The following is an 18,811-nucleotide window of genomic DNA, read 5'->3' on the forward strand; positions in this document are numbered from 1 at the left end:
CGCCACTACCAGGCCATGGTCACCATCGCCTGCCTACAACTCTGGCTCACCACATGACTTTGCGGACACGCCCTAGCGCAGGCCGCCCGCCGCGAAGGTGAGCACCAGGTCGGGGTCGAGGGACAGGATGACCCCGGCTGCCGCCGTCAGGGCGATGCCCGCGGAGAGCGGGGCGGCGATCCGCGGACGCTGCTGCGGCCCGTCTCCGCCGGCTCCTGCCGCCGCGGGCTTCGCGGCACCCTTGGCGGCGTGCTCCGCGCCCCGGAAGGCGAGCGCGGTCCAGCGCAGGTAGTAATAGAGCGCGATCACGACGTTCACGGCCATGATCACCGCGAGCCAGCCCAGCCCGTTCTCGACGGCCGTCGAGAAGACCGCGACCTTCGCGAAGAGGCCGATGACGCCGGGCGGCAGCCCTGCGAGGCAGAGCAGGAAGAAGCCGAGGGCGAGGGCGGCGAGCGGGTGTGAGGCGTAGAGGCCGCGGTAGTCCTGGAGGCGGTTGGCCCTGCCGGCGCGGCCGATGTGGGCGACGACGGCGAAGGCGCCGAGGTTCACCGCCGCGTACATCAGGAGGTAGGCGACGGTGGCGCCGGCGGAGGACAGCGCCCGCTCGGGATGCGTACCGGCCTCGGGCGCGGCGGCGGCCAGCGGCACGAGCAGGTAGCCGGCTTGCCCGACGGAGGACCAGGCCAGGAGGCGTACGGCGCCGTGTGCCCGGTCGGGGCGCTGGCGCAGCGCGGCCGCGTTGCCGGCGGTCATGGTCACCGCCGCGAGGACGGCGAGGGCGGGACCCCAGATCTCGCCGCGGGACGCGAACGCCTGGACGACCAGCAGGACGAGGCCCGAGAGGCCGGCGGTCTTCCCGACGACGGAGAGGAACGCGGCCACGGGCACGGGAGCGCCGACGTACGTGTCCGGGACCCAGAAGTGGAAGGGGACGACGGACGCCTTGAACGCGAACCCGACCATCGTGAGGGCCAGTCCGGCCGAGCCGAGGGGGTTCAGCTGCGGGTCGGTGTTGGTGAGCCCGTCGCTGATCCCCTGGAAGTGGAGGGTGCCGGTGACGGCGTAGAGGAAGCTCGCCCCGAGCAGGGTCACCGCGGTGGCGGTGACCGAGGAGAGGAAGAACTTCAGGGCGGCCTCCGCCGATCCCCTGTTGCCCAGGCGCAGTCCGACGAGCGCGAACGAGGGCAGGGAGGCGACCTCGAGGGCGATGACGAGGGTGACGAGGTCGCGCGACGCCGGTACGAGGGCGGCTCCCGCGGTCGCGGACAGCAGCAGGAACCAGTACTCCCCCGCGGGCAGCTTCAGGTCCCGTACCGCCGGCATGGAGATGAGGACGGTGACGAAGGCCGCCGCGAGGACGAGGAACTGGAGTACGAGCGCGAGGGTGTCCGCGGAGTAGCTGCACTCCTGGAGGCCGTCGGGCAGGCAGAAGGTCGCGGTGTTCCGGGTGCGCAGGAAGAGCAGCGGGACGGCGGCCAGCAGCAGCGCGGCCCCGGAGAGCGGACCGAGGATCCGCTTGCGGTGCTCCGGCAGGAAGAGGTCCGCGACGAGGACGGCCAGCCCGGCGACGGCCACCGCCGTCGGCGGTGCGATGGCGAGCCAGTCGACGGACTGGGCGGCGGGGCCGGCGGGCGCGGTGAGTGCTCCGTCGGCTGCCGGTGCGTGGACCTGGACGTCGGTCGTGGCGCTCATCGGCTCACTCCAGGCAGGAGGTTCTGCACGGCGGGGTCGGTGAGCCCGATCAGGAGGGCGGGCCAGAGTCCGGCCACGACCGTGAGCAGTACGAGGGGTGTCCACGCGGCGTACTCGTAGCTGTGGACGTCGGGGAGGCGCGCTGCCGCCGTGTCCGCCGCTCCGGCCGCGCCGGATCCGGTCTCCCGGTGGGCCAGTTCGGCACGCTCGCGGCCGCCGCCCGCGTGCCGCGGGGCGTCCTGCGGGTCGCCCATGCAGACGCGGCGTACGACGACGAGCATGTAGGCGGCGGTCAGCAGGGTGCCGAAGGCGGCGACGGCCGTGAAGGTGAGGAAGGCGGGGCGGCTGAGTCCGTCCGCGGGGTCGAACGCGCCGAGCAGTGCGAGCATCTCGCCCCAGAAGCCCGCGAGTCCGGGGAGTCCCAGCGAGGCCACGGCGGCGAAGGCCAGCAGTCCGCCGAAGCGGGGCGCGCTGCCGTACAGAGCGCCGCCGCTCTCACCCGAAAGGGTGTCGAGGTCCGTGGTGCCCGCGCGTTCCTTGAGTGCGCCGACGAGGAAGAACAGCAGACCCGTGATGAGCCCGTGGGCGACGTTCGCGAACAGCGCGCCGTTGACACCCGAGGGCGTCATGGAGGCGATGCCGAGCAGCACGAAGCCCATGTGTCCGACGGACGAGTAAGCGATGAGGCGCTTGAGGTCGCCCTGCGCGCCTCTGCGGGCCAGGGAGAGGCAGGCCAGCGAGCCGTAGACGATGCCGGCCACGGCGAAGGCCGCCAGGTAGGGCGCGAAGACCCTCATCCCCTCCGGAGCGGCGGGCAGCAGGATGCGGACGAAACCGTAGGTCCCCATCTTCAGCAGGACGCCCGCCAGCAGTACGGAGCCGACGGTCGGAGCCGTGGTGTGGGCGTCGGGCAGCCAGCTGTGCAGCGGCCACATGGGGGTCTTCACCGCGAGCCCGGCGCCGATCGCCAGCACCGCGACGATCTGCGTGGTGCGGCTGAGTCCGGCGTGGTCGCCGCCGGCGAGCGCGACCATGTCGAACGTGCCGGCCCTGAGTCCGACGAGGAGCAGGCCCAGCAGCATCACGACGGAGCCGAGCAGCGTGTACAGGATGAACTTCCAGGCCGCGCGGGCCCGTTCGCGGGCGTCCCCGCCGCCCCAGCGGGCGATGAGGAAGTACATCGGGACGAGCACCGTCTCGAACGCCAGGAAGAACAGCACGAGGTCGAGCGTCGCGAAGGTGGCGAGCATGCCCGTCTCCAGGAGGAGCAGCAGCGCGACGAACGCCTGCGGGCTGCCGCCCTGGTGCGCGGGCCCGGCCGGGCCCGCTCCGCCGGGACGGGCGTCCGCGGAGGCGGCGTCGCCGGCTGCGGCGTCTGCCGGGGCGCGGTCCGCGGAGGTGTGGGCCCCGTAGCTGTAGAGCGCGCACAGGAAGGTGAGCAGCGCCGTCAGCACGACCAGCGGCAGGGAGATTCCGTCCACCCCGAGGTGGAAGCGGATGCCCAGGGAGGGGATCCAGCCGGCGTCCGACTCCGCCTGCACGGTGCCCGCACGGTCGGTGTCGAAGCCGAGGGCGAGCACGACGGACAGGGCGAGCACGGCGCCGGTGACGGTCACGCCGTGTCGGAGCACGGCCTGGCCGGGGTCGCGTCCCCGCAGCCCGGGCGGGGCCGGCAGCAGCGCCGCCACCGAGCCGGCCAGCGGGACGAGCAGCACGCCGACGAGGAGCACCTGCATGACTGTGTTGCTGACGGAGATCACGGTCAGGCTCCCGAGGTTCCGGCGGCGACGAGGACGGCGGCCACCGCGAGCACCAGCGACCCCACGAGCAGCGCACCGAGGTAGGTCTGGGTGTTGCCCGTCTGCGTACGGCGGACGAGCGAGCCCAGGAGCCGGGGCCCGAGGCCCGCGCCGCGCACGTAGGTGTCGACCACTTCGCGGTCGATGAAGCGGACGAGCCGGGCGGCGGCCCGCGTGGGGCGCACGAACAGGACGGCGTACGCGGCGTCGAGGCGGAAGCCGTGGGCCGCGGTGTCGTGCAGCGGTCCGAGCAGCAGCCGGGAGGGGTCGGCCGGGTCGGGCGCGGAGGCGATGTCGCCGTAGGCGGGTTCGTGGGTGGCGATGGCCTCGGCCTCGGAGAGTGCGGCGTCTCCCCGCGGATGCGCGGCGACGGCTCCCATGGGGGTGCGCGGGGCGGCGTGCGCGGTCGTCTGCCGCCACGCTCCGTAGGTGAGGAGGACGCCGACGAGCGCCACGCCCGTCGCCAGTACGGAGGTCGCGAGGGACGGAGCCAGGGAGCCGCCGCCGAACCACTCCGGCAGGACGCCGTAGGCGAGTCCCAGCGCGAGGGAAGGGAGGGCGAGCACCCACAGCACGACGTTCATGACGGCCGGCTCGCGGCGGTGCTCCTCCGCGGGGACGGGCGGGCCCTCGCCGCGGAAGGCCAGCAGCCACAGCCGGGCCGCGTAGGCGGCGGTGAGGAGCGCGCCGAGCATCCCGGCCGCGAGGACGATCCAGCCCGCCGCGGGTGTCGTGCCGGCGGCGGCGGCGCCGAAGGCGGCGTGCTCGGCGGCGGCGAGCACCGCCTCCTTGGAGAAGAAGCCGCTGAAGGGCGGGATCGCCGCCAGGGCCAGCAGCCCGACCGTCATCGTCCAGTAGGCGTCCGGGGCGATCCTGCTCAGCCCGCCCATCCGGGACATGGCGGCGAGGGAGTTCGTCCCGGCGGCGTGGATGAGTACGCCGGCCGCGAGGAAGAGCAGGGCCTTGAACGCGCCGTGCACCAGCAGGTGGAAGACGGCCGCGCCGCGGTCGGCGACGGCCAGCGCGCCCGCCATGTAGGCGAGTTGGCCGATCGTCGAGTACGCGAGCACGCGTTTGACGTCGTCCTGCGCGAGCGCGGACAGGCCCGACCCGACGATCGTGACCGCCGCCAGGACGGCCAGTACGACCATCGCGGCGGCCGACGCGGCGAACACCGGCAGCAGACGGGCGATGAAGTACACGCCGGCGGCGACCATCGTCGCGGCGTGGATCAGGGCGGAGACGGGCGTGGGACCGGCCATCGCGTCCGGGAGCCAGGTGTGCAGCGGGAACTGGGCGGACTTGCCGGCGACTCCGGCGAGCAGCAGCAGCGCGATGACGGTGGGGTGTGCGAGTTCGAACTCGGCGAGCTGCGACCCGAGCCGGCTGGTGATGCCGCTGATCCGGAAGGTGCCCGCCTCGGTGGCGAGGGCGAGGATGCCGAGCAGGAAGGGCACGTCGCCGAGCTTGGTGACGAGGAAAGCCTTGAGGGAGGCGTCGCGGGCGGCCCGCGTCTCCCAGTAGTGGCCCACCAGGAAGTACGAGCAGATGCCCATGACCTCCCAGCCGACGAGCAGCACGATCAGGTCGTCCGCGTAGACGACGAGCAGCATCGCGGCGGTGAAGAGGGAGACGAACGAGGCGTAGCTCGCGTAGCGCGGGTCGTCCCGGAGGTAGCCGGTGGAGTACAGCTGGACGCAGGTGGCGACGGCGCCGACCAGTACGGCGACGAGGGCGGCGAACCCGTCCACGTCGAGGGCGAGTTGGATCGGCAGGGAATCGTCGCCGGTCGGGGTGAGCTCCGTGGCGGCCCGCAGCGGCTCGCCGCCTCCCTGGCGTACGGCGACCAGGACGGCCAGGACCGCGGAGACGAGCGTGGGCAGCACGGCGAGCGGCTGGGCGAACCCGGGTGCGCGGCGCCCGGTGAGCAGGCCCGCGACGGCGCCGAGGAGCGGCAGCAGGGGGACGAGGGCGGCCAGGGTCGTGGTGCTCACGAGGTCTGCCTCCCGCTGTCGGTGGTGGCCTGCACGCCTGCCTGCTCCTCGGGTCCGTCGGCGCCGGACGCGGCGCCCGCGTCCGGGCCGGTGTCCGTCTCGCGGAGGTCTCTGAGCCGGTCGATCTCGGAGCTGCCGCGCGTGCGGTACACGAGGAGCACGATGGCCAGGCCGATGCCGATCTCGGCGGCGGCGACGGCGATGGTGAAGAGGGCGAGCGCCTGCCCGGTGTGCAGCCGCTCCTGCAGCCAGACGTCGAAGGCGACGAGGTTGAGGTTGACGGCGTTGAGCATCAGCTCGACGGACATCAGCATGAGGATCGCGTTGCGCCGGGCGAGTACGCCGTACAGGCCGACGCAGAACAGCAGGGCCGCGAGTACGGCGGGGTAGGCGAGATGCATCAGCCCTGCGCCTCCCCGTCCCGGCCCGTCCGGCCGTGCCCGCTCGTCCTCGTACCGCCGCCGCCGTGCCCGTCGCCCGGGCGCGCGGCCTTCCCCTTGCGGGAGAGGACTATCGCGCCCACGAGCGCGGCGAGCAACAGCACCGACAGCGCTTCGAAGGGAAGGACCCAGCCGCGGAAGAGCGCCTCGCCGGTGACACGCGTCGAACCGCGGCCCGTGGTGCCGAGGTCGATCCAGGTGGTGCGGAAGGCGTCGACGACGAGCGTGACGAGGGTGGCGGCGGAGACGAGAGCGGCTGCGAGGGCGACCGGGCGGTTGCCGGAATCGGCGTCCGGCGACGGCCCTATCGGCGCCTTGGTGAGCATCAGCCCGAACAGCAGCAGGACGACGACCGAGCCCACGTAGATCAGCACCTGCACCCAGGCGATGAACTCGGCCGTCAGCAGCAGGTATTCGACGGCGACACCGCCCAGCGCGGCCACCAGCCACAGGGCCGCGTGGACGAGCTTCTTCGTGGTGACGGTGACGACGGCCGCGCCGAGGGTCGCCAGACCGACCAGCACGAAGACGATCTCCACCCCCGTCGGCGAGAGAAAACCGGGATGGGCGGCCGCTTCGGCCACGGCGCCGTGGCCGGCTTCGGTCAGGGTCACGCGTCGCCCTCTCCTTCGGCCCGGCCGGGCCGCTCAGCCGACGGGGACGGCGGTGTCGAGCCGGAAGACGGCGGCGTCGCACCGGAAGACCGCGGCGGGGACGCGGACGGGGGGCCTCCGGAGGGACGCTGCCCCTCTCCGGCCTCCTTGGCCGCGAGCTTCTCGGCGGACTTGCGGGCGGCTGCCATCTCCTTGGGCTCCTCCGCGGCCGCGTCGAGCGCGGGCGGCTCCGGCACGGTCCACATCCACTCCCGGAGCGTGTCGCGCTCGTGCGTCAGGTCGCGGATGTCGGTCTCCGCGTACTCGAACTCCGGCGACCAGAACAGCGCGTCGAAGGGGCACACCTCGATGCAGATGCCGCAGTACATGCACAGGGCGAAGTCGATGGCGAAGCGGTCCAGCACGTTGCGGCTGCGCTCGCGGCCCCCCGGCGCCGCGGCCGGCATCGTCTCCTTGTGGGAGTCGATGTAGATGCACCAGTCCGGGCACTCACGCGCGCACAGCATGCAGACCGTGCAGTTCTCCTCGAAGAGACCGATCACCCCGCGGCTGCGCGGCGGCAGCTCCGGCTGCACGTCCGGATAGTGCGCGGTGACCGAGCGGCGGGTCATCGTGCGCAAGGTGACGGCTAGGCCCTTGGCCAGTCCGGCTCCGGGCACGGCCATTACTGGATCACCACCTTGACGACGCCGGTGAGGGCGATCTGGAAGAGGGCGAGCGGAACGAGCACGGTCCAGGCCACGCGCTGGATCTGGTCCTCGCGCAGCCGCGGGTAGCTGACGCGCAGCCAGATGACGACGAAGGCGAGGACGGCCGTCTTCAGCAGCGTCCACACCCACCCCAGCGTGTCGGCGAACGGCCCGTGCCAGCCGCCCAGGAAGAGCACCGCGGTCAGCGCGGAGAGCACGACGATGCCCGCGTACTCGGCGAGCAGGAAGAGGGCGAAACGCAGCCCGGTGTACTCGGTGTAGGCACCGAAGATGATCTCGGAGTCGGCCACCGGGGCGTCGAAGGGCGGACGCTGCAGCTCCGCGAGGCCCGCGGTGAAGAACACCAGACCGCCGACGATCTGCCAGGGCAGCCACCACCACTGCCACGCGTCGAGGATGCCCGGCAGGGACAGCGTGCCCGCGGCCATGGCGACCGAGGCCGCCGCGAGCAGCATCGGCAGCTCGTAGGCCATCAGCTGAGCCGCGGTGCGCAAGCCGCCCAGCAGCGAGAACTTGTTGGCCGACGCCCAGCCGCCCATGAGCGACCCGAGTACGCCGACGCCCATCACGGCGAGGACGAAGAAGACTCCGGCGTCCACCACCTGTCCGACCATGTCGCCGTCCCCGACCGGGATGACGATCAGCACGACGAGGTAGGGCAGCAGCGCGACGGCCGGCGCCAGCTGGAAGACCCTGCGGTCGGCGCCGCTGGGGACGATGTCCTCCTTCTGCGCGAACTTCACGCCGTCGGCCACGAGTTGGGCCCAGCCGTGGAAGCCTCCCGCGTACATCGGGCCGACCCGGCCCTGCATGTGGGCCATCGCCTTGTGCTCCGCCTGCCCCACGAGCAGGGGGAGGACGAGGAAGGCGAGCAGGACGGCGAGGAGCCGCCACAGGACGTCGAGCGCATCCATCAGGAACCGCCCTCCGTCCGGCCGCCGGTGCCCTCGCCGGGCCCGTTCCCGCCGGGTTCGTTCTCGCCCGGTCCTCTCCCGCCGCTCGCGTCGCCGGACCCGCCGGACTCGTCGCGCCGCGGGGCGTCTCCGGCTTCCGGCCCGTCTCCGCCGTCGCGCTCCTCGCCGCCGAAGGCGGGACGCGCGTCGTGCCACGGCGCCTCGGCCGCAGGCCCGGCGGGCCGCGGCCCGGCAGCGGGGCGGCCCTCGGCTCGCGGTCCCTCCCGCGACTGACGCTCCTGCTCACCGGCTGTTTCGGCCGCCAGCTCCCCGGCACGCGCCTGCGACTCCGCGGCCTTCTCCGCCTCGGGCCCCGGCTGCCGTGGCTCCCGCTCCCGCGGTGAGCCCTGCCCGGGGCCCTGCTGGGGCCCCTGTTCCGCCGGCTCCGGTGCGCTGCCCGCCTCGCCGCGCTGGCTGGCCGAGCCGGCACTCGCGGAGCGGCTGCGCCGTACGGGACGGTCCCCCGCGGCTCGCCCCGCTGCCGCACGGCCGGCCCCCGCGCCACCCGCGCGTCCGCGGGCCGGCCGGGACGGCACGGGCGGCAACTGGCCCTTGAGCGGCCCCCATTCGTTCGGGTCGGGCACTCCCGGCGGCAGCATCTGGCGGCGCTTGGGACCGCCGTGCTCGGACTCGCCGGGTTCCTTCGCGCCGGGCCAGGCCTTCGCCACGCGTGCGGCGAGGACGAAGTCCTTGCGCAGGGGGTGTCCCTCGAAAGCGTCGGGGAGGAGCAGCGGGGCGAGGCCGGGGTGGCCGGTGAACTCCACGCCGAACATCTCGTGCGTCTCCCGTTCGTGCCACGCGGCGCCCGCGTAGACGGGCGTCGCGGTCGGGAGTACGGGCGCCTCGTGCGGGACGGTCGTGCGCAGCAGCAGCCGCTGCACGTACAGGCCGTGCACGGCGGGCAGCAGCACCACGTGCGCGCAGACGCGGAAGCCTGTGCCGGGTTCGTCGACGGCGCTCAGCCAGTCGAAGTAGCGGCAGCCCAGCCGGTCGCGAGCGGTTTCGAGAGCGGAGATCCAGGAGCCGGGGGGCACGTCGACGGTCAGCACGCCGTACGCCTCCTCGGCGTGCGCGCCCTCGCCGAAGAGCGTCACCGCGTCGCGCGGCAGCCAGCCGACCTGGGCGTCCGCGGGCTCCGGGGCAGGCCCGTCCGCGGGCTGCGTGCCGGAGGCATCGGGCGGGCCGGCCGACCCGGTCTCGTCGGGCTTCTCGGAATCCGTCACCGGCCGCCCTCCTGTGGCCGCTGCCCGGGCTCGGGCGGCTCGACGAGTCCGCTGGTGAGCGCGGCGGCCGAAGGACGGCCGCGTCCGCCGCCCGCGTAACGCTCCGCCGTCGACTCCCGCGCGATCTTCTCCTGGAGCTTCAGTACGCCCTGCAGCAGCGCCTCCGGGCGCGGCGGGCAGCCCGGCACGTACACGTCGACGGGGACGATCTGGTCGACGCCCTTGGTCACCGAGTACGAATCCCAGTACGGGCCGCCGCAGTTGGAGCAGGCGCCGAAGGAGATCACGTACTTCGGCTCGGGCATCTGCTCGTACAGCCGCTTCACGGCGGGCGCCATCTTGTCCGTCACCGTCCCGGAGACGACCATCAGGTCCGCCTGCCGCGGCCCTGGCGCGAACGGGATGACGCCGAGGCGGATGAAGTCGTGCCGGGCCATGGAGGCCGCGATGAACTCGATGGCGCAGCAGGCGAGTCCGAAGTTGAAGACCCACAGGCTGTACCGGCGGCCCCAGTTGAGGATCACCTTCATCGGCTCGGGTGCGAGCCGGGCCAGCGGGCCGAGGCGGCGGGGCTCGGGGAGGTCGGTCGTCGTGCGTGTCACGTCCATTCCAGGACGCCCTTCTTCCATGCGTAGAGCAGGCCGACGGCGAGGAAACCGAGAAAGACGAACATCTCCACGAGCGTGACGCCGCCGAAACCGGGTTCCGCGAAGACCGTGGCCCAGGGGAAGAGGAAGACGGAATCGACGGCGAAGATCACATACAGGAACGCGTAGACGTAGTAGCGGATCTGCGTGTGCGCCCAGCCTTCGCCGACGGGGTCGACCCCGCATTCGTAGGTGAGGAGTTTCTCGCGCGTCGGCACCACGGGCCGCAGCAGCCGTCCGGCGCCGAAGGCAACGGCGACGAAGAGCACTCCGACCACCGCGACCAGCCCGACGACCGAATAGCCGTGGAAGTAGTCCGGCACGTCTGCCCGTCCTCACTCTTTCGCTGGTGGAAGTGCTCGGTCCCGGCAGGGGCGCGGGGAGACGCGCCGCCGCCGTTCCGTACGCAGGGGAGTCTAGGGCGTAACGCCGGACTTTCACCGGGCAGGACCTGTGACCGGAAAGCATGCCGCGTGTGCCCCTTTATGGACCCCTTGCCGCCGGAAACCGCCTCTTGCCATGAGCGCACGTACCGGCAGAGAATCGCAAAGCGTCTAGCGGGACCTTGACCAATTCCCGGATTACCGCCGGAACTTGGGATCTTGCAAGGTGTCATCTCCTCGCGGGTGTCATGGCCCTGACCAGGCGCAAACCCCCCACCGAGAGGAAGAACCGTGGAGAAGAACCGCAAGGTGCTCGTGAGAATCATCGCCGGTGCCGCCGTCGGGCTCACCGCCCTGGGCATGACCGCCGCCGGCAACGCCATGGCCGGCACGGACGACGTCAAGGCCTCGCACTCCGCCACGGCGAAGAAGGACGGCCCAAGCACGAAGATCGTCGGCGGAACCCCGGCCGAGCAGGGCGAGTTCCCCTGGATGGTCCGCCTGTCCATGGGCTGCGGCGGCGCACTGTTCGAGAAGGACGTCGTCCTGACCGCCGCGCACTGCGTGGACGGCAGCGGCGACGACACCAGCATCACCGCCACCGGCGGCGTCGTGGACCTTGAGGACTCCAACAAGGTCGAGGTCAAGTCCACCAAGGTCCTGCAGGCCCCCGGCTACAACGGCACGGGCAAGGACTGGGCGCTCATCAAGCTCGCCGAGCCGATCGACCAGCCCACCCTTCCGATAGCCGAGGACCCTGCCCTCAACGAGGGTGACCTCACCGTCGCCGGCTGGGGCGCCGACAAGGAGGGCGGCGAGCAGCAGCAGAAGCTGCTCAAGGTCACCGTTCCGTTCATCGACGACGCGACCTGCAAGAAGGCCTACGGCGAGCTCGTCGAGGGCGAAGAGCTGTGCGCCGGCGTCGACGAGGGCGGCCTCGACAGCTGCCAGGGTGACTCGGGCGGCCCGCTGTTCCGCAAGGACGAGGCCGGCGAGTTCGTCCAGGTCGGCATCGTCAGCTGGGGCGAGGGCTGTGCCCGTCCCGGCAAGCCCGGTGTCTACACCGAGGTGAGCACCTTCGCCGCGGACATCAAGAAGGCCGCCGGCGAGCTCGGCTGACGCCTGGAAGTTCTCACCGCGGAGCCCGCACGTCCCTTGGTGGACGTGCGGGTTCCGCTGTTTCCGCCCCTGTCCGCCGTTCCGCCGCGTTCCGGCACACCGCCGGCCGGCCCCGGACGGACCGCTGGGAACGGATCGGGACGGAGGTGGGGTTAGCCCCACCGCGTTCCCCCGCCGAACCCCATGGCGCCACCCCCCTGCGCGGTGCAGTCTTGGCGCATGACCGCGAGCGCGTACCGCCCCGGCCGCCAGGAGCAGCCGCACGGAGGGGACCCCGACCAGCACGGCGACCAGCACCACGAGGACGGCGACCGCCTGCCGCCGCCCCGCGCGGTGGCGCTCGACGGGCAGACGTGGCGGGAGATCGCGCACCTGCTGAGCGACCTTCCCGTCGGCATCGTGAGCTTCACCTACATCTCCGTCTGCATCTACGCCAGCGCGGCGCTCTCCATCACGGTGATCGGGCTGCCGCTGCTGGCCTTCACGCTGCTCGGCTGCCGTCAGCTCGGACGGTTCGAACGGGCACGGGCACGGCGGCTGCTGCGCGTGCGCATCGACGAGCCGAGCAGCGTGCGGCCGCGTCAGCCGGGCTTCCTGTCCTGGGTGTGGGCCCAGTTGAAGGACTCGGTCGCCTGGCGGCACGTCCTCTATCTCCTGCTGCGGCTGCCCTGGGGGTGGCTGACGTTCTCCGTGACGCTGCCCGCGCTCTTCGTCGCCTGGCCCGTGCTGCCGTGGCTCGCGCGGGGGCTGACGAACGTGGACCGGGCTCTCGTACGCGCCCTGCTCTCGCCCTCCGACGAACTGGAGCGCCGTATCGAGGAGTTGGAGTCGGACCGTGGTTCGGTGGCCGACACCGCCGCGGCCGACCTGCGCCGCATCGAACGAGACCTCCACGACGGCGCACAAGCACGCCTCGTCACCCTCGCCATGGACCTCGGCCTCGCCAAGGAAAAACTCCTCGAAGACCCCCAAGCCGCCGCCAAAATGGTCGACGAAGCACACGGCGAAGTAAAAATCGCCCTCCAAGAACTACGCGACCTCGCCCGCGGCATCCACCCCGCCATCCTCACCGACCGCGGACTCGACCCCGCCCTCTCCGCACTCGCCGCACGCTGCACCGCCGACGTCACCGTCACCGTCGACCTCCCCCGACGCCCCGCCCAAGCCATCGAAGGCATCACCTACTTCACCGTCTCCGAACTCCTCCAGAACATCACCAAACACTCCCGCGCCACCACCGCACGCATCGACGTCTGGCACACCCCCCACCGCCTCCTCCTCCAAGTCACCGACAACGGACAAGGCGGCGCCAACACCACCACCGGAACCGGCCTCGCCGGACTCACCGAACGACTCGACGCCGTCGACGGCCTCCTCCTCATCGACTCCCCCACCGGCGGCCCCACCACCATCACCGCCGAACTCCCCTGGCGGGAGCGGGAAGGACTCACCGCCGAGAGCGGCGGCAAGGGCTTCGCCAAGGGCTGGCGGCGGCCGCCGGGGGACGCCCGCCGGGGCGCCGGGGTGGGGTAAACCCCCTCTCCCTGAGACCGGCCGGCGCCATGGCCACCGTCCCCGTCCACAGCGGATCCTGACGGTGAAGCAGGAGCCCGGCCGCCGGCAGGCGGACCGCGCACCCGATCGCGGAAGGACGGGACCTCGCCATGGCCACCGCAACGAACACCGCGCAGCCGCGATCCCACGCGGTGCCGGCGGTACTGCGCGCACCCTTCGAGGGCCGCAACTGGCGCGAGCTGCTGTACGTCCTGACCGGGCTGCCGGTCGCCTGTTTCAGCTTCGCCTACTCCGTGACCTTCTTCTCGGCCAGCGCCGGGCTGCTGATCACTTTCCTGGGCGTCCCCCTCCTCGCGGCCGGCCTCATGGGCTGCCGGGCCATCGGACGGCTGGAGAGAGCCCGCGCCCGGGGCCTGCTGCGGCTGGACGCCGCGGAGCCCGAGCCCGTACGCGTCCTGCAGCGACGCAGCGGGCTCATGCCCTGGGTCGGCGCCCTGCTGCGCAGCGGCGTCTCGTGGCGGCACCTCCTCTACACGGTGGTGCACTTCCCCTGGGCGCTCTTCTCCTTCGTCCTCACTGCCGTCTTCTTCCCCCTCGGGTGGTCGCTGGCGCTGTACCCGGCCTGGCAGTGGGTCTTCCCCCGCTACCTCGGGGAACCGGGGCTGCAGTGGGGGCCCGACGGCCTCACCGCCGTGGGCCCGGCCACGGTCGGCGACACCTACCTCGACAACGCGCCCGACATGGCGCTCACCAGCGCCGCCGGAGTGGGACTCGTCCTGCTGACGCCGTGGCTGGTGCGGGGCCTCAACACCGTGGACCGGCTGCTGGTGGCCGGGCTGCTCGGCCCGTCCCGGCTGGCGACGCGTATCGAGGAGTTGGAGTCGGACCGTGGTTCGGTGGCCGACACCGCCGCAGCCGACCTGCGCCGCATCGAACGAGACCTCCACGACGGCGCACAAGCACGCCTCGTCACCCTCGCCATGGACCTCGGCCTCGCCAAGGAAAAACTCCTCGAAGACCCCCAAGCCGCCGCCAAAATGGTCGACGAAGCACACGGCGAAGTAAAAATCGCCCTCCAAGAACTACGCGACCTCGCCCGCGGCATCCACCCCGCCATCCTCACCGACCGCGGACTCGACCCCGCCCTCTCCGCACTCGCCGCACGCTGCACCGCCGACGTCACCGTCACCGTCGACCTCCCCCGACGCCCCGCCCAAGCCATCGAAGGCATCACCTACTTCACCGTCTCCGAACTCCTCCAGAACATCACCAAACACTCCCGCGCCACCACCGCACGCATCGACGTCTGGCACACCCCCCACCGCCTCCTCCTCCAAGTCACCGACAACGGACAAGGCGGCGCCAACACCACCACCGGAACCGGCCTCGCCGGACTCACCGAACGACTCGACGCCGTCGACGGCCTCCTCCTCATCGACTCCCCCACCGGCGGCCCCACCACCATCACCGCCGAACTCCCCTGGCGGGTCTGACGTCCGGCCTCCGGCCCCCGGGCCCCGCGTCCAGCCGCCCGCCCGTCCCGCCGTCCCGGCCAGGGCTGAACCACGCGGTGCGTTGCCGCGTCCCCCCGTGCGGGACGCCGGCTTCTGGAATGCTGAGCGCGTCGCGGGCGTCGTACTCAGGGACGGCGCGGGCGCACACAGGAGTCCGGGACCGGACGGGTCCGCAGGGGAGTCGGGGGGCCGTGATCGTGGAGGACGTGAAGAAGGTGCAGGTCGTCATCGCCGAGGACTCGGTGCTGCTCCGCGAGGGGCTCACCCGGCTGCTGACCGACCGCGGGCACGAGGTGGTGGCGGGCGTCGGCGACGGCGACGCGCTGGTCAAGACGGTCGCGGAGCTGGCAGGTGACGGGCGTCTCCCCGACGTGGTGGTGGCGGACGTGCGCATGCCCCCGACCCACACGGACGAAGGCGTCCGCGCCGCCATCGCCCTCCGCGAGGCGCACGCGGACCTGGGCGTCCTGGTGCTGTCGCAGTACGTGGAGGAGCAGTACGCCACCGAGCTGCTCGCGGGCTCCAGCAAGGGCGTCGGCTACCTGCTGAAGGACCGTGTGGCGGACGTACGCGAGTTCGTCGACGCCGTCGTCCGGGTGGCCGGGGGCGGTACGGCGCTGGACCCGGAGGTCGTCGCGCAGCTCCTGGGCCGCAGCCGCAAGCAGGATGTACTGGCCTGTCTGACCCCGCGTGAGAGGGAGGTGCTGGGGCTGATGGCCGAGGGCCGCACGAACTCCGCGATCGCCGGCCAGCTGGTCGTCAGCCACGGCGCCGTCGAGAAGCACGTGAGCAACATCTTCCTGAAGCTGGGCCTCTCCCAGAGTGACGCGGATCACCGCAGGGTGCTGGCCGTGCTGACCTACCTCAACTCATAACCGTCTCCGGGCCCCGTCCCGCGTCCGGCATCCACCGCGTGAGCTGGGACGAAGCCCGCTCTCTAGAAATACTGAAGGCCGCATGGTGCAGAGTGGGCCGACTGGCGGACGGTCGTCTCACGGGTGCGTCCGCGATGTGAGCGCTCCAGGGAAGGTAACCCTTACCGACGTACGATGGCTGGCGAGTACGCCGCCTCAAGGAGGTCCGATCCACCGTGACCAACCAGGTCAACAGCCCAGCCGGGCAGCGCCCGGGCACCGACGCGCCCCGCAGCGGCGGGACGGACGGAGCCGACGGCGCCGAGGGGGATGCGAAGACCGAACTGGGCGGCGGCAAGGAGGTCCGCCGCCTCGACCGCGTGATCATCCGCTTCGCGGGCGACAGCGGCGACGGCATGCAGCTCACCGGTGACCGCTTCACCTCCGAGACGGCCTCGTTCGGCAACGACCTGTCGACGCTGCCGAACTTCCCCGCCGAGATCCGGGCCCCCGCAGGCACGCTGCCGGGCGTCTCCAGCTTCCAGCTGCACTTCGCCGACCACGACATCCTCACGCCGGGTGACGCGCCGAACGTCCTGGTCGCGATGAACCCCGCGGCGCTCAAGGCGAACATCGCGGACGTCCCGCGCGGTGCGGAGATCATCGTCAACACCGACGAGTTCACCAAGCGGGCCATGGCGAAGGTCGGATACCCGGTCAGCCCGCTGGAGGACGGCTCGCTGGACAACTACAACGTCCACCAGGTGCCGCTGACGACCCTGACCGTCGAGGCGCTGAAGGACTTCGACGTCGGCCGCAAGGACGCCGGCCGCTCGAAGAACATGTTCGCCCTCGGGCTGCTGTCGTGGATGTACAACCGCCCCACCGAGCAGACCGAGCACTTCCTGCGGACGAAGTTCGCGAAGAAGCCGCAGGTGGCGCAGGCCAACATCGCCGCCTTCCGCGCGGGCTGGAACTTCGGCGAGACCACCGAGGACTTCGCGGTCTCCTACGAGGTCGCCCCGGCGAAGACGGCCTTCCCACCTGGCACGTACCGCAACATCTCGGGCAACCTGGCCCTGTCCTACGGGCTGGTCGCCGCGTCCCAGCAGGCGGACCTGCCGCTCTTCCTCGGCTCGTACCCCATCACCCCCGCATCGGACGTGCTGCACGAGCTGTCCCGGCACAAGAACTTCGGCGTGCGCACCTTCCAGGCCGAGGACGAGATCGCCGGAATCGGCGCGGCCCTCGGGGCGGCGTTCGGCGGCGCGCTCGGCGTGACCACGACGTCCGGCCCCGGTGTGGCGCTGAAGTCCGAGACCATCGGGCTCGCCGTCTCCCTCGAACTGCCGCTGCTCGTGGTCGACATCCAGCGCGGCGGCCCCTCGACGGGACTGCCCACCAAGACCGAGCAGGCCGACCTGCTGCAGGCGATGTACGGGCGCAACGGCGAGGCCCCGGTGCCGATCGTCGCCGCCGCCACCCCCGCCGACTGCTTCGACGCGGCACTGGAGGCGGCCCGCATCGCGCTCACCTACCGCACGCCCGTCTTCCTGCTCTCCGACGGCTACCTGGCCAACGGCTCCGAGCCGTGGCGCATCCCGGAGGTCGACGACCTGCCGGACCTGCGGGTGCACTTCGCCAAGGAGCCCAACCACAAGCTGGACGACGGCACCGAGGCGTTCTGGCCGTACAAGCGCGACCCGCAGACCCTCGCCCGCCCGTGGGCCGTCCCGGGCACGCCCGGCCTGGAGCACCGCGTCGGCGGCATCGAGAAGCAGGACGGCACCGGCAACATCTCCTACGACCCGGCCAACCACGACCTGATGGTCCGCACCCGGCAGGCCAAGGTCGACGGCGTCGACGTCCCCGACGTCGAGGTCGACGACCCGCGGGGCGCGGCAAACGTGCTCGTGCTGGGCTGGGGTTCGACGTACGGCCCCATCACGGCGGCGGTCAGGCGGCTGCGCCGCGACGGTCAGCAGATCGCACAGGCCCACCTGCGGCACCTCAACCCGATGCCGGGCAACCTCGGCGCGGTGCTGCGCAGCTACGACAAGGTCGTCATCCCCGAGATGAACCTGGGCCAGCTCGCCACCCTCGTACGCGCCAAGTACCTCGTCGACGCTCACTCCTACACCCAGGTCAACGGCATGCCGTTCAAGGCCGAACAGCTGGCGACCGCCCTGAAGGAGGCCACCAATGACTGAGACGGCCCAGGTCTCCGAGCCGCTCTCCCTCGTCCCCAAGGCCGAGGCCGCCCAGACGATGAAGGACTTCAAGTCCGACCAGGAGGTGCGCTGGTGCCCCGGCTGCGGCGACTACGCCGTACTGGCCGCGGTGCAGGGCTTCATGCCCCAGCTCGGCCTGGCCCGGGAGAACATCGTCTTCGTCTCCGGCATCGGCTGCTCGTCCCGCTTCCCGTACTACATGAACACCTACGGGATGCACTCCATCCACGGCCGCGCCCCGGCCATCGCGACCGGCCTCGCCAGCTCGCGCCGCGACCTGTCGGTGTGGGTCGTCACAGGTGACGGGGACGCGCTGTCGATCGGCGGCAACCACCTCATCCACGCGCTGAGGCGGAACGTCAACCTGAAGATCCTGCTCTTCAACAACCGCATCTACGGCCTCACCAAGGGCCAGTACAGCCCCACTTCGGAGGCAGGGAAGATCACGAAGTCCACGCCGATGGGCTCGCTGGACTCCCCGTTCAACCCGGTCTCCCTCGCCCTGGGCGCCGAGGCGTCGTTCGTCGCACGTACGGTCGACTCCGACCGCAAGCACCTCACGGCGACCCTGCAGGCGGCCGCGGACCACCCCGGCACCGCGCTGGTGGAGATCTACCAGAACTGCAACATCTTCAACGACGGCGCGTTCGAGGTGCTCAAGGACAAGCAGCAGGCCCAGGAGGCCGTCATCCGCCTCGAGCACGGGGAGCCGATCCGCTTCGGGACCCCCGGCGAGGACGGCCTCGGCGGCAAGGGCGTCGTCCGCGACCGGGCGACCGGCGAGCTGCGCATCGTCGACGTCGCCGAGGAGGGCACCGACGGCGTCCTCACGCACGACGCTCACGCCTCCTCGCCGGCCACCGCGTTCGCGCTCTCCCGGCTGGCCGACCCGGACACCCTGCACCACACGCCGATCGGCGTGCTGCGGGACGTCCGGCGCCCCGTCTACGACGACGACATGGCGCACCAGCTCGAACAGGCGGTGGAGCAGCACGGGAAGGGCGACCTCGGTTCGCTCCTCGCCGGCAACGACACCTGGACCGTCGCGGGCTGAGCCCCGCAGGACGGCGCCGTCGGCACGGCACAGCAGCGGGCGGGCCCCGTCGGAGATGCTCCGGCG

Annotated in this window: 16 protein-coding genes; 6 read left to right on the forward strand and 10 right to left on the reverse strand. The window is 72.0% G+C overall.

Annotated elements, in window-relative coordinates:
* Window positions 1-72: 72 nt before the first annotated feature.
* The 10 genes from IEY56_RS25950 to IEY56_RS25995 are packed head-to-tail and all read right to left on the reverse strand — an operon-like array spanning window position 73 to window position 10,398.
* The gene (locus IEY56_RS25950; protein WP_189039709.1) at window positions 73-1,695 is read right to left on the reverse strand and encodes an NADH-quinone oxidoreductase subunit N; all 1,623 of its coding nucleotides are present in this window, start codon (window positions 1,693-1,695) and stop codon (window positions 73-75) included.
* Entirely contained in the window at window positions 1,692-3,431 is a 1,740-nt protein-coding gene (locus IEY56_RS25955; protein WP_373292192.1) for a complex I subunit 4 family protein, read from the reverse strand. Before IEY56_RS25955 ends, IEY56_RS25950 begins: the two co-directional genes overlap by 4 nt.
* 26 nt (window positions 3,432-3,457) lie before the next feature.
* Window positions 3,458-5,488, reverse strand: coding sequence for an NADH-quinone oxidoreductase subunit 5 family protein (locus tag IEY56_RS25960; RefSeq protein ID WP_189039711.1), 2,031 nt, complete (start codon window positions 5,486-5,488; stop codon window positions 3,458-3,460).
* Window positions 5,485-5,889, reverse strand: a complete 405-nt coding sequence (nuoK, locus tag IEY56_RS25965; RefSeq protein ID WP_189039712.1) for an NADH-quinone oxidoreductase subunit NuoK — start codon at window positions 5,887-5,889, stop codon at window positions 5,485-5,487. Before nuoK ends, IEY56_RS25960 begins: the two co-directional genes overlap by 4 nt.
* A complete protein-coding gene (locus tag IEY56_RS25970; protein WP_229712212.1) occupies window positions 5,889-6,542 on the reverse strand; it encodes an NADH-quinone oxidoreductase subunit J family protein in 654 nt (217 codons plus the stop codon). Before IEY56_RS25970 ends, nuoK begins: the two co-directional genes overlap by 1 nt.
* Window positions 6,539-7,207 (reverse strand): NuoI/complex I 23 kDa subunit family protein, encoded by a 669-nt coding sequence (locus IEY56_RS25975; RefSeq protein ID WP_189039713.1) that lies wholly within the window; start codon window positions 7,205-7,207, stop codon window positions 6,539-6,541. The genes IEY56_RS25970 and IEY56_RS25975 overlap by 4 nt, the downstream gene beginning before the upstream one ends.
* Window positions 7,207-8,166 carry a complex I subunit 1/NuoH family protein gene (locus tag IEY56_RS25980; protein WP_189039714.1) on the reverse strand — a complete coding sequence of 320 codons (960 nt, stop codon included), beginning with the start codon at window positions 8,164-8,166 and terminating at the stop codon, window positions 7,207-7,209. The genes IEY56_RS25975 and IEY56_RS25980 overlap by 1 nt, the downstream gene beginning before the upstream one ends.
* A complete protein-coding gene (locus IEY56_RS25985; RefSeq protein WP_189039715.1) occupies window positions 8,166-9,428 on the reverse strand; it encodes an NADH-quinone oxidoreductase subunit C in 1,263 nt (420 codons plus the stop codon). The genes IEY56_RS25980 and IEY56_RS25985 overlap by 1 nt, the downstream gene beginning before the upstream one ends.
* Window positions 9,425-10,036, reverse strand: coding sequence for an NADH-quinone oxidoreductase subunit B (locus tag IEY56_RS25990; RefSeq protein ID WP_189039716.1), 612 nt, complete (start codon window positions 10,034-10,036; stop codon window positions 9,425-9,427). The genes IEY56_RS25985 and IEY56_RS25990 overlap by 4 nt, the downstream gene beginning before the upstream one ends.
* A complete protein-coding gene (locus IEY56_RS25995; RefSeq protein ID WP_189039717.1) occupies window positions 10,027-10,398 on the reverse strand; it encodes an NADH-quinone oxidoreductase subunit A in 372 nt (123 codons plus the stop codon). Before IEY56_RS25995 ends, IEY56_RS25990 begins: the two co-directional genes overlap by 10 nt.
* A 351-nt stretch (window positions 10,399-10,749) precedes the next feature.
* Between IEY56_RS25995 and IEY56_RS26000 the strand changes: the two genes are divergently transcribed.
* The 6 genes from IEY56_RS26000 (at window position 10,750) to IEY56_RS26025 (ending at window position 18,745) form a co-directional block, all read left to right on the forward strand.
* The gene (locus IEY56_RS26000) at window positions 10,750-11,577 is read left to right on the forward strand and encodes a S1 family peptidase (RefSeq protein ID WP_229712213.1); all 828 of its coding nucleotides are present in this window, start codon (window positions 10,750-10,752) and stop codon (window positions 11,575-11,577) included.
* Between the two features lie 219 nt (window positions 11,578-11,796).
* Complete coding sequence (locus IEY56_RS26005; RefSeq protein WP_189039718.1) at window positions 11,797-13,110, forward strand: sensor histidine kinase; 1,314 nt, start codon at window positions 11,797-11,799, stop codon at window positions 13,108-13,110.
* Between the two features lie 131 nt (window positions 13,111-13,241).
* Complete coding sequence (locus IEY56_RS26010; RefSeq protein WP_189039719.1) at window positions 13,242-14,585, forward strand: sensor histidine kinase; 1,344 nt, start codon at window positions 13,242-13,244, stop codon at window positions 14,583-14,585.
* Between the two features lie 236 nt (window positions 14,586-14,821).
* Window positions 14,822-15,481: a response regulator transcription factor gene (locus IEY56_RS26015; protein WP_302622658.1), complete on the forward strand. Its 660-nt coding sequence runs from the start codon at window positions 14,822-14,824 to the stop codon at window positions 15,479-15,481.
* Window positions 15,482-15,804: 323 nt separating this feature from the next.
* A complete protein-coding gene (locus IEY56_RS26020; RefSeq protein ID WP_373292193.1) occupies window positions 15,805-17,670 on the forward strand; it encodes a 2-oxoacid:acceptor oxidoreductase subunit alpha in 1,866 nt (621 codons plus the stop codon).
* Window positions 17,663-18,745, forward strand: a complete 1,083-nt coding sequence (locus tag IEY56_RS26025) for a 2-oxoacid:ferredoxin oxidoreductase subunit beta (protein WP_189039721.1) — start codon at window positions 17,663-17,665, stop codon at window positions 18,743-18,745. The genes IEY56_RS26020 and IEY56_RS26025 overlap by 8 nt, the downstream gene beginning before the upstream one ends.
* Window positions 18,746-18,811: the final 66 nt, after the last annotated feature.

It is taken from the genome of Streptomyces daqingensis, assembly GCF_014645895.1.
GTDB classification, from domain to species: domain Bacteria; phylum Actinomycetota; class Actinomycetes; order Streptomycetales; family Streptomycetaceae; genus Streptomyces; species Streptomyces daqingensis.

Bases quoted from the DNA above. Each gene is read 5' to 3' on its own strand.
- IEY56_RS25950 (WP_189039709.1), bottom strand. From the start codon at position 1,695: ATGAGCGCCACGACCGACGTCCAGGTCCACGCACCGGCAGCCGACGGA.
- IEY56_RS25955 (WP_373292192.1), bottom strand. From the start codon at position 3,431: ATGCAGGTGCTCCTCGTCGGCGTGCTGCTCGTCCCGCTGGCCGGCTCG.
- nuoK (WP_189039712.1), bottom strand. From the start codon at position 5,889: ATGCATCTCGCCTACCCCGCCGTACTCGCGGCCCTGCTGTTCTGCGTC.
- IEY56_RS25975 (WP_189039713.1), bottom strand. From the start codon at position 7,207: ATGGCCGTGCCCGGAGCCGGACTGGCCAAGGGCCTAGCCGTCACCTTG.
- IEY56_RS25980 (WP_189039714.1), bottom strand. From the start codon at position 8,166: ATGGATGCGCTCGACGTCCTGTGGCGGCTCCTCGCCGTCCTGCTCGCC.
- IEY56_RS25990 (WP_189039716.1), bottom strand. From the start codon at position 10,036: ATGGACGTGACACGCACGACGACCGACCTCCCCGAGCCCCGCCGCCTC.
- IEY56_RS26005 (WP_189039718.1), top strand. From the start codon at position 11,797: ATGACCGCGAGCGCGTACCGCCCCGGCCGCCAGGAGCAGCCGCACGGA.
- IEY56_RS26010 (WP_189039719.1), top strand. From the start codon at position 13,242: ATGGCCACCGCAACGAACACCGCGCAGCCGCGATCCCACGCGGTGCCG.
- IEY56_RS26025 (WP_189039721.1), top strand. From the start codon at position 17,663: ATGACTGAGACGGCCCAGGTCTCCGAGCCGCTCTCCCTCGTCCCCAAG.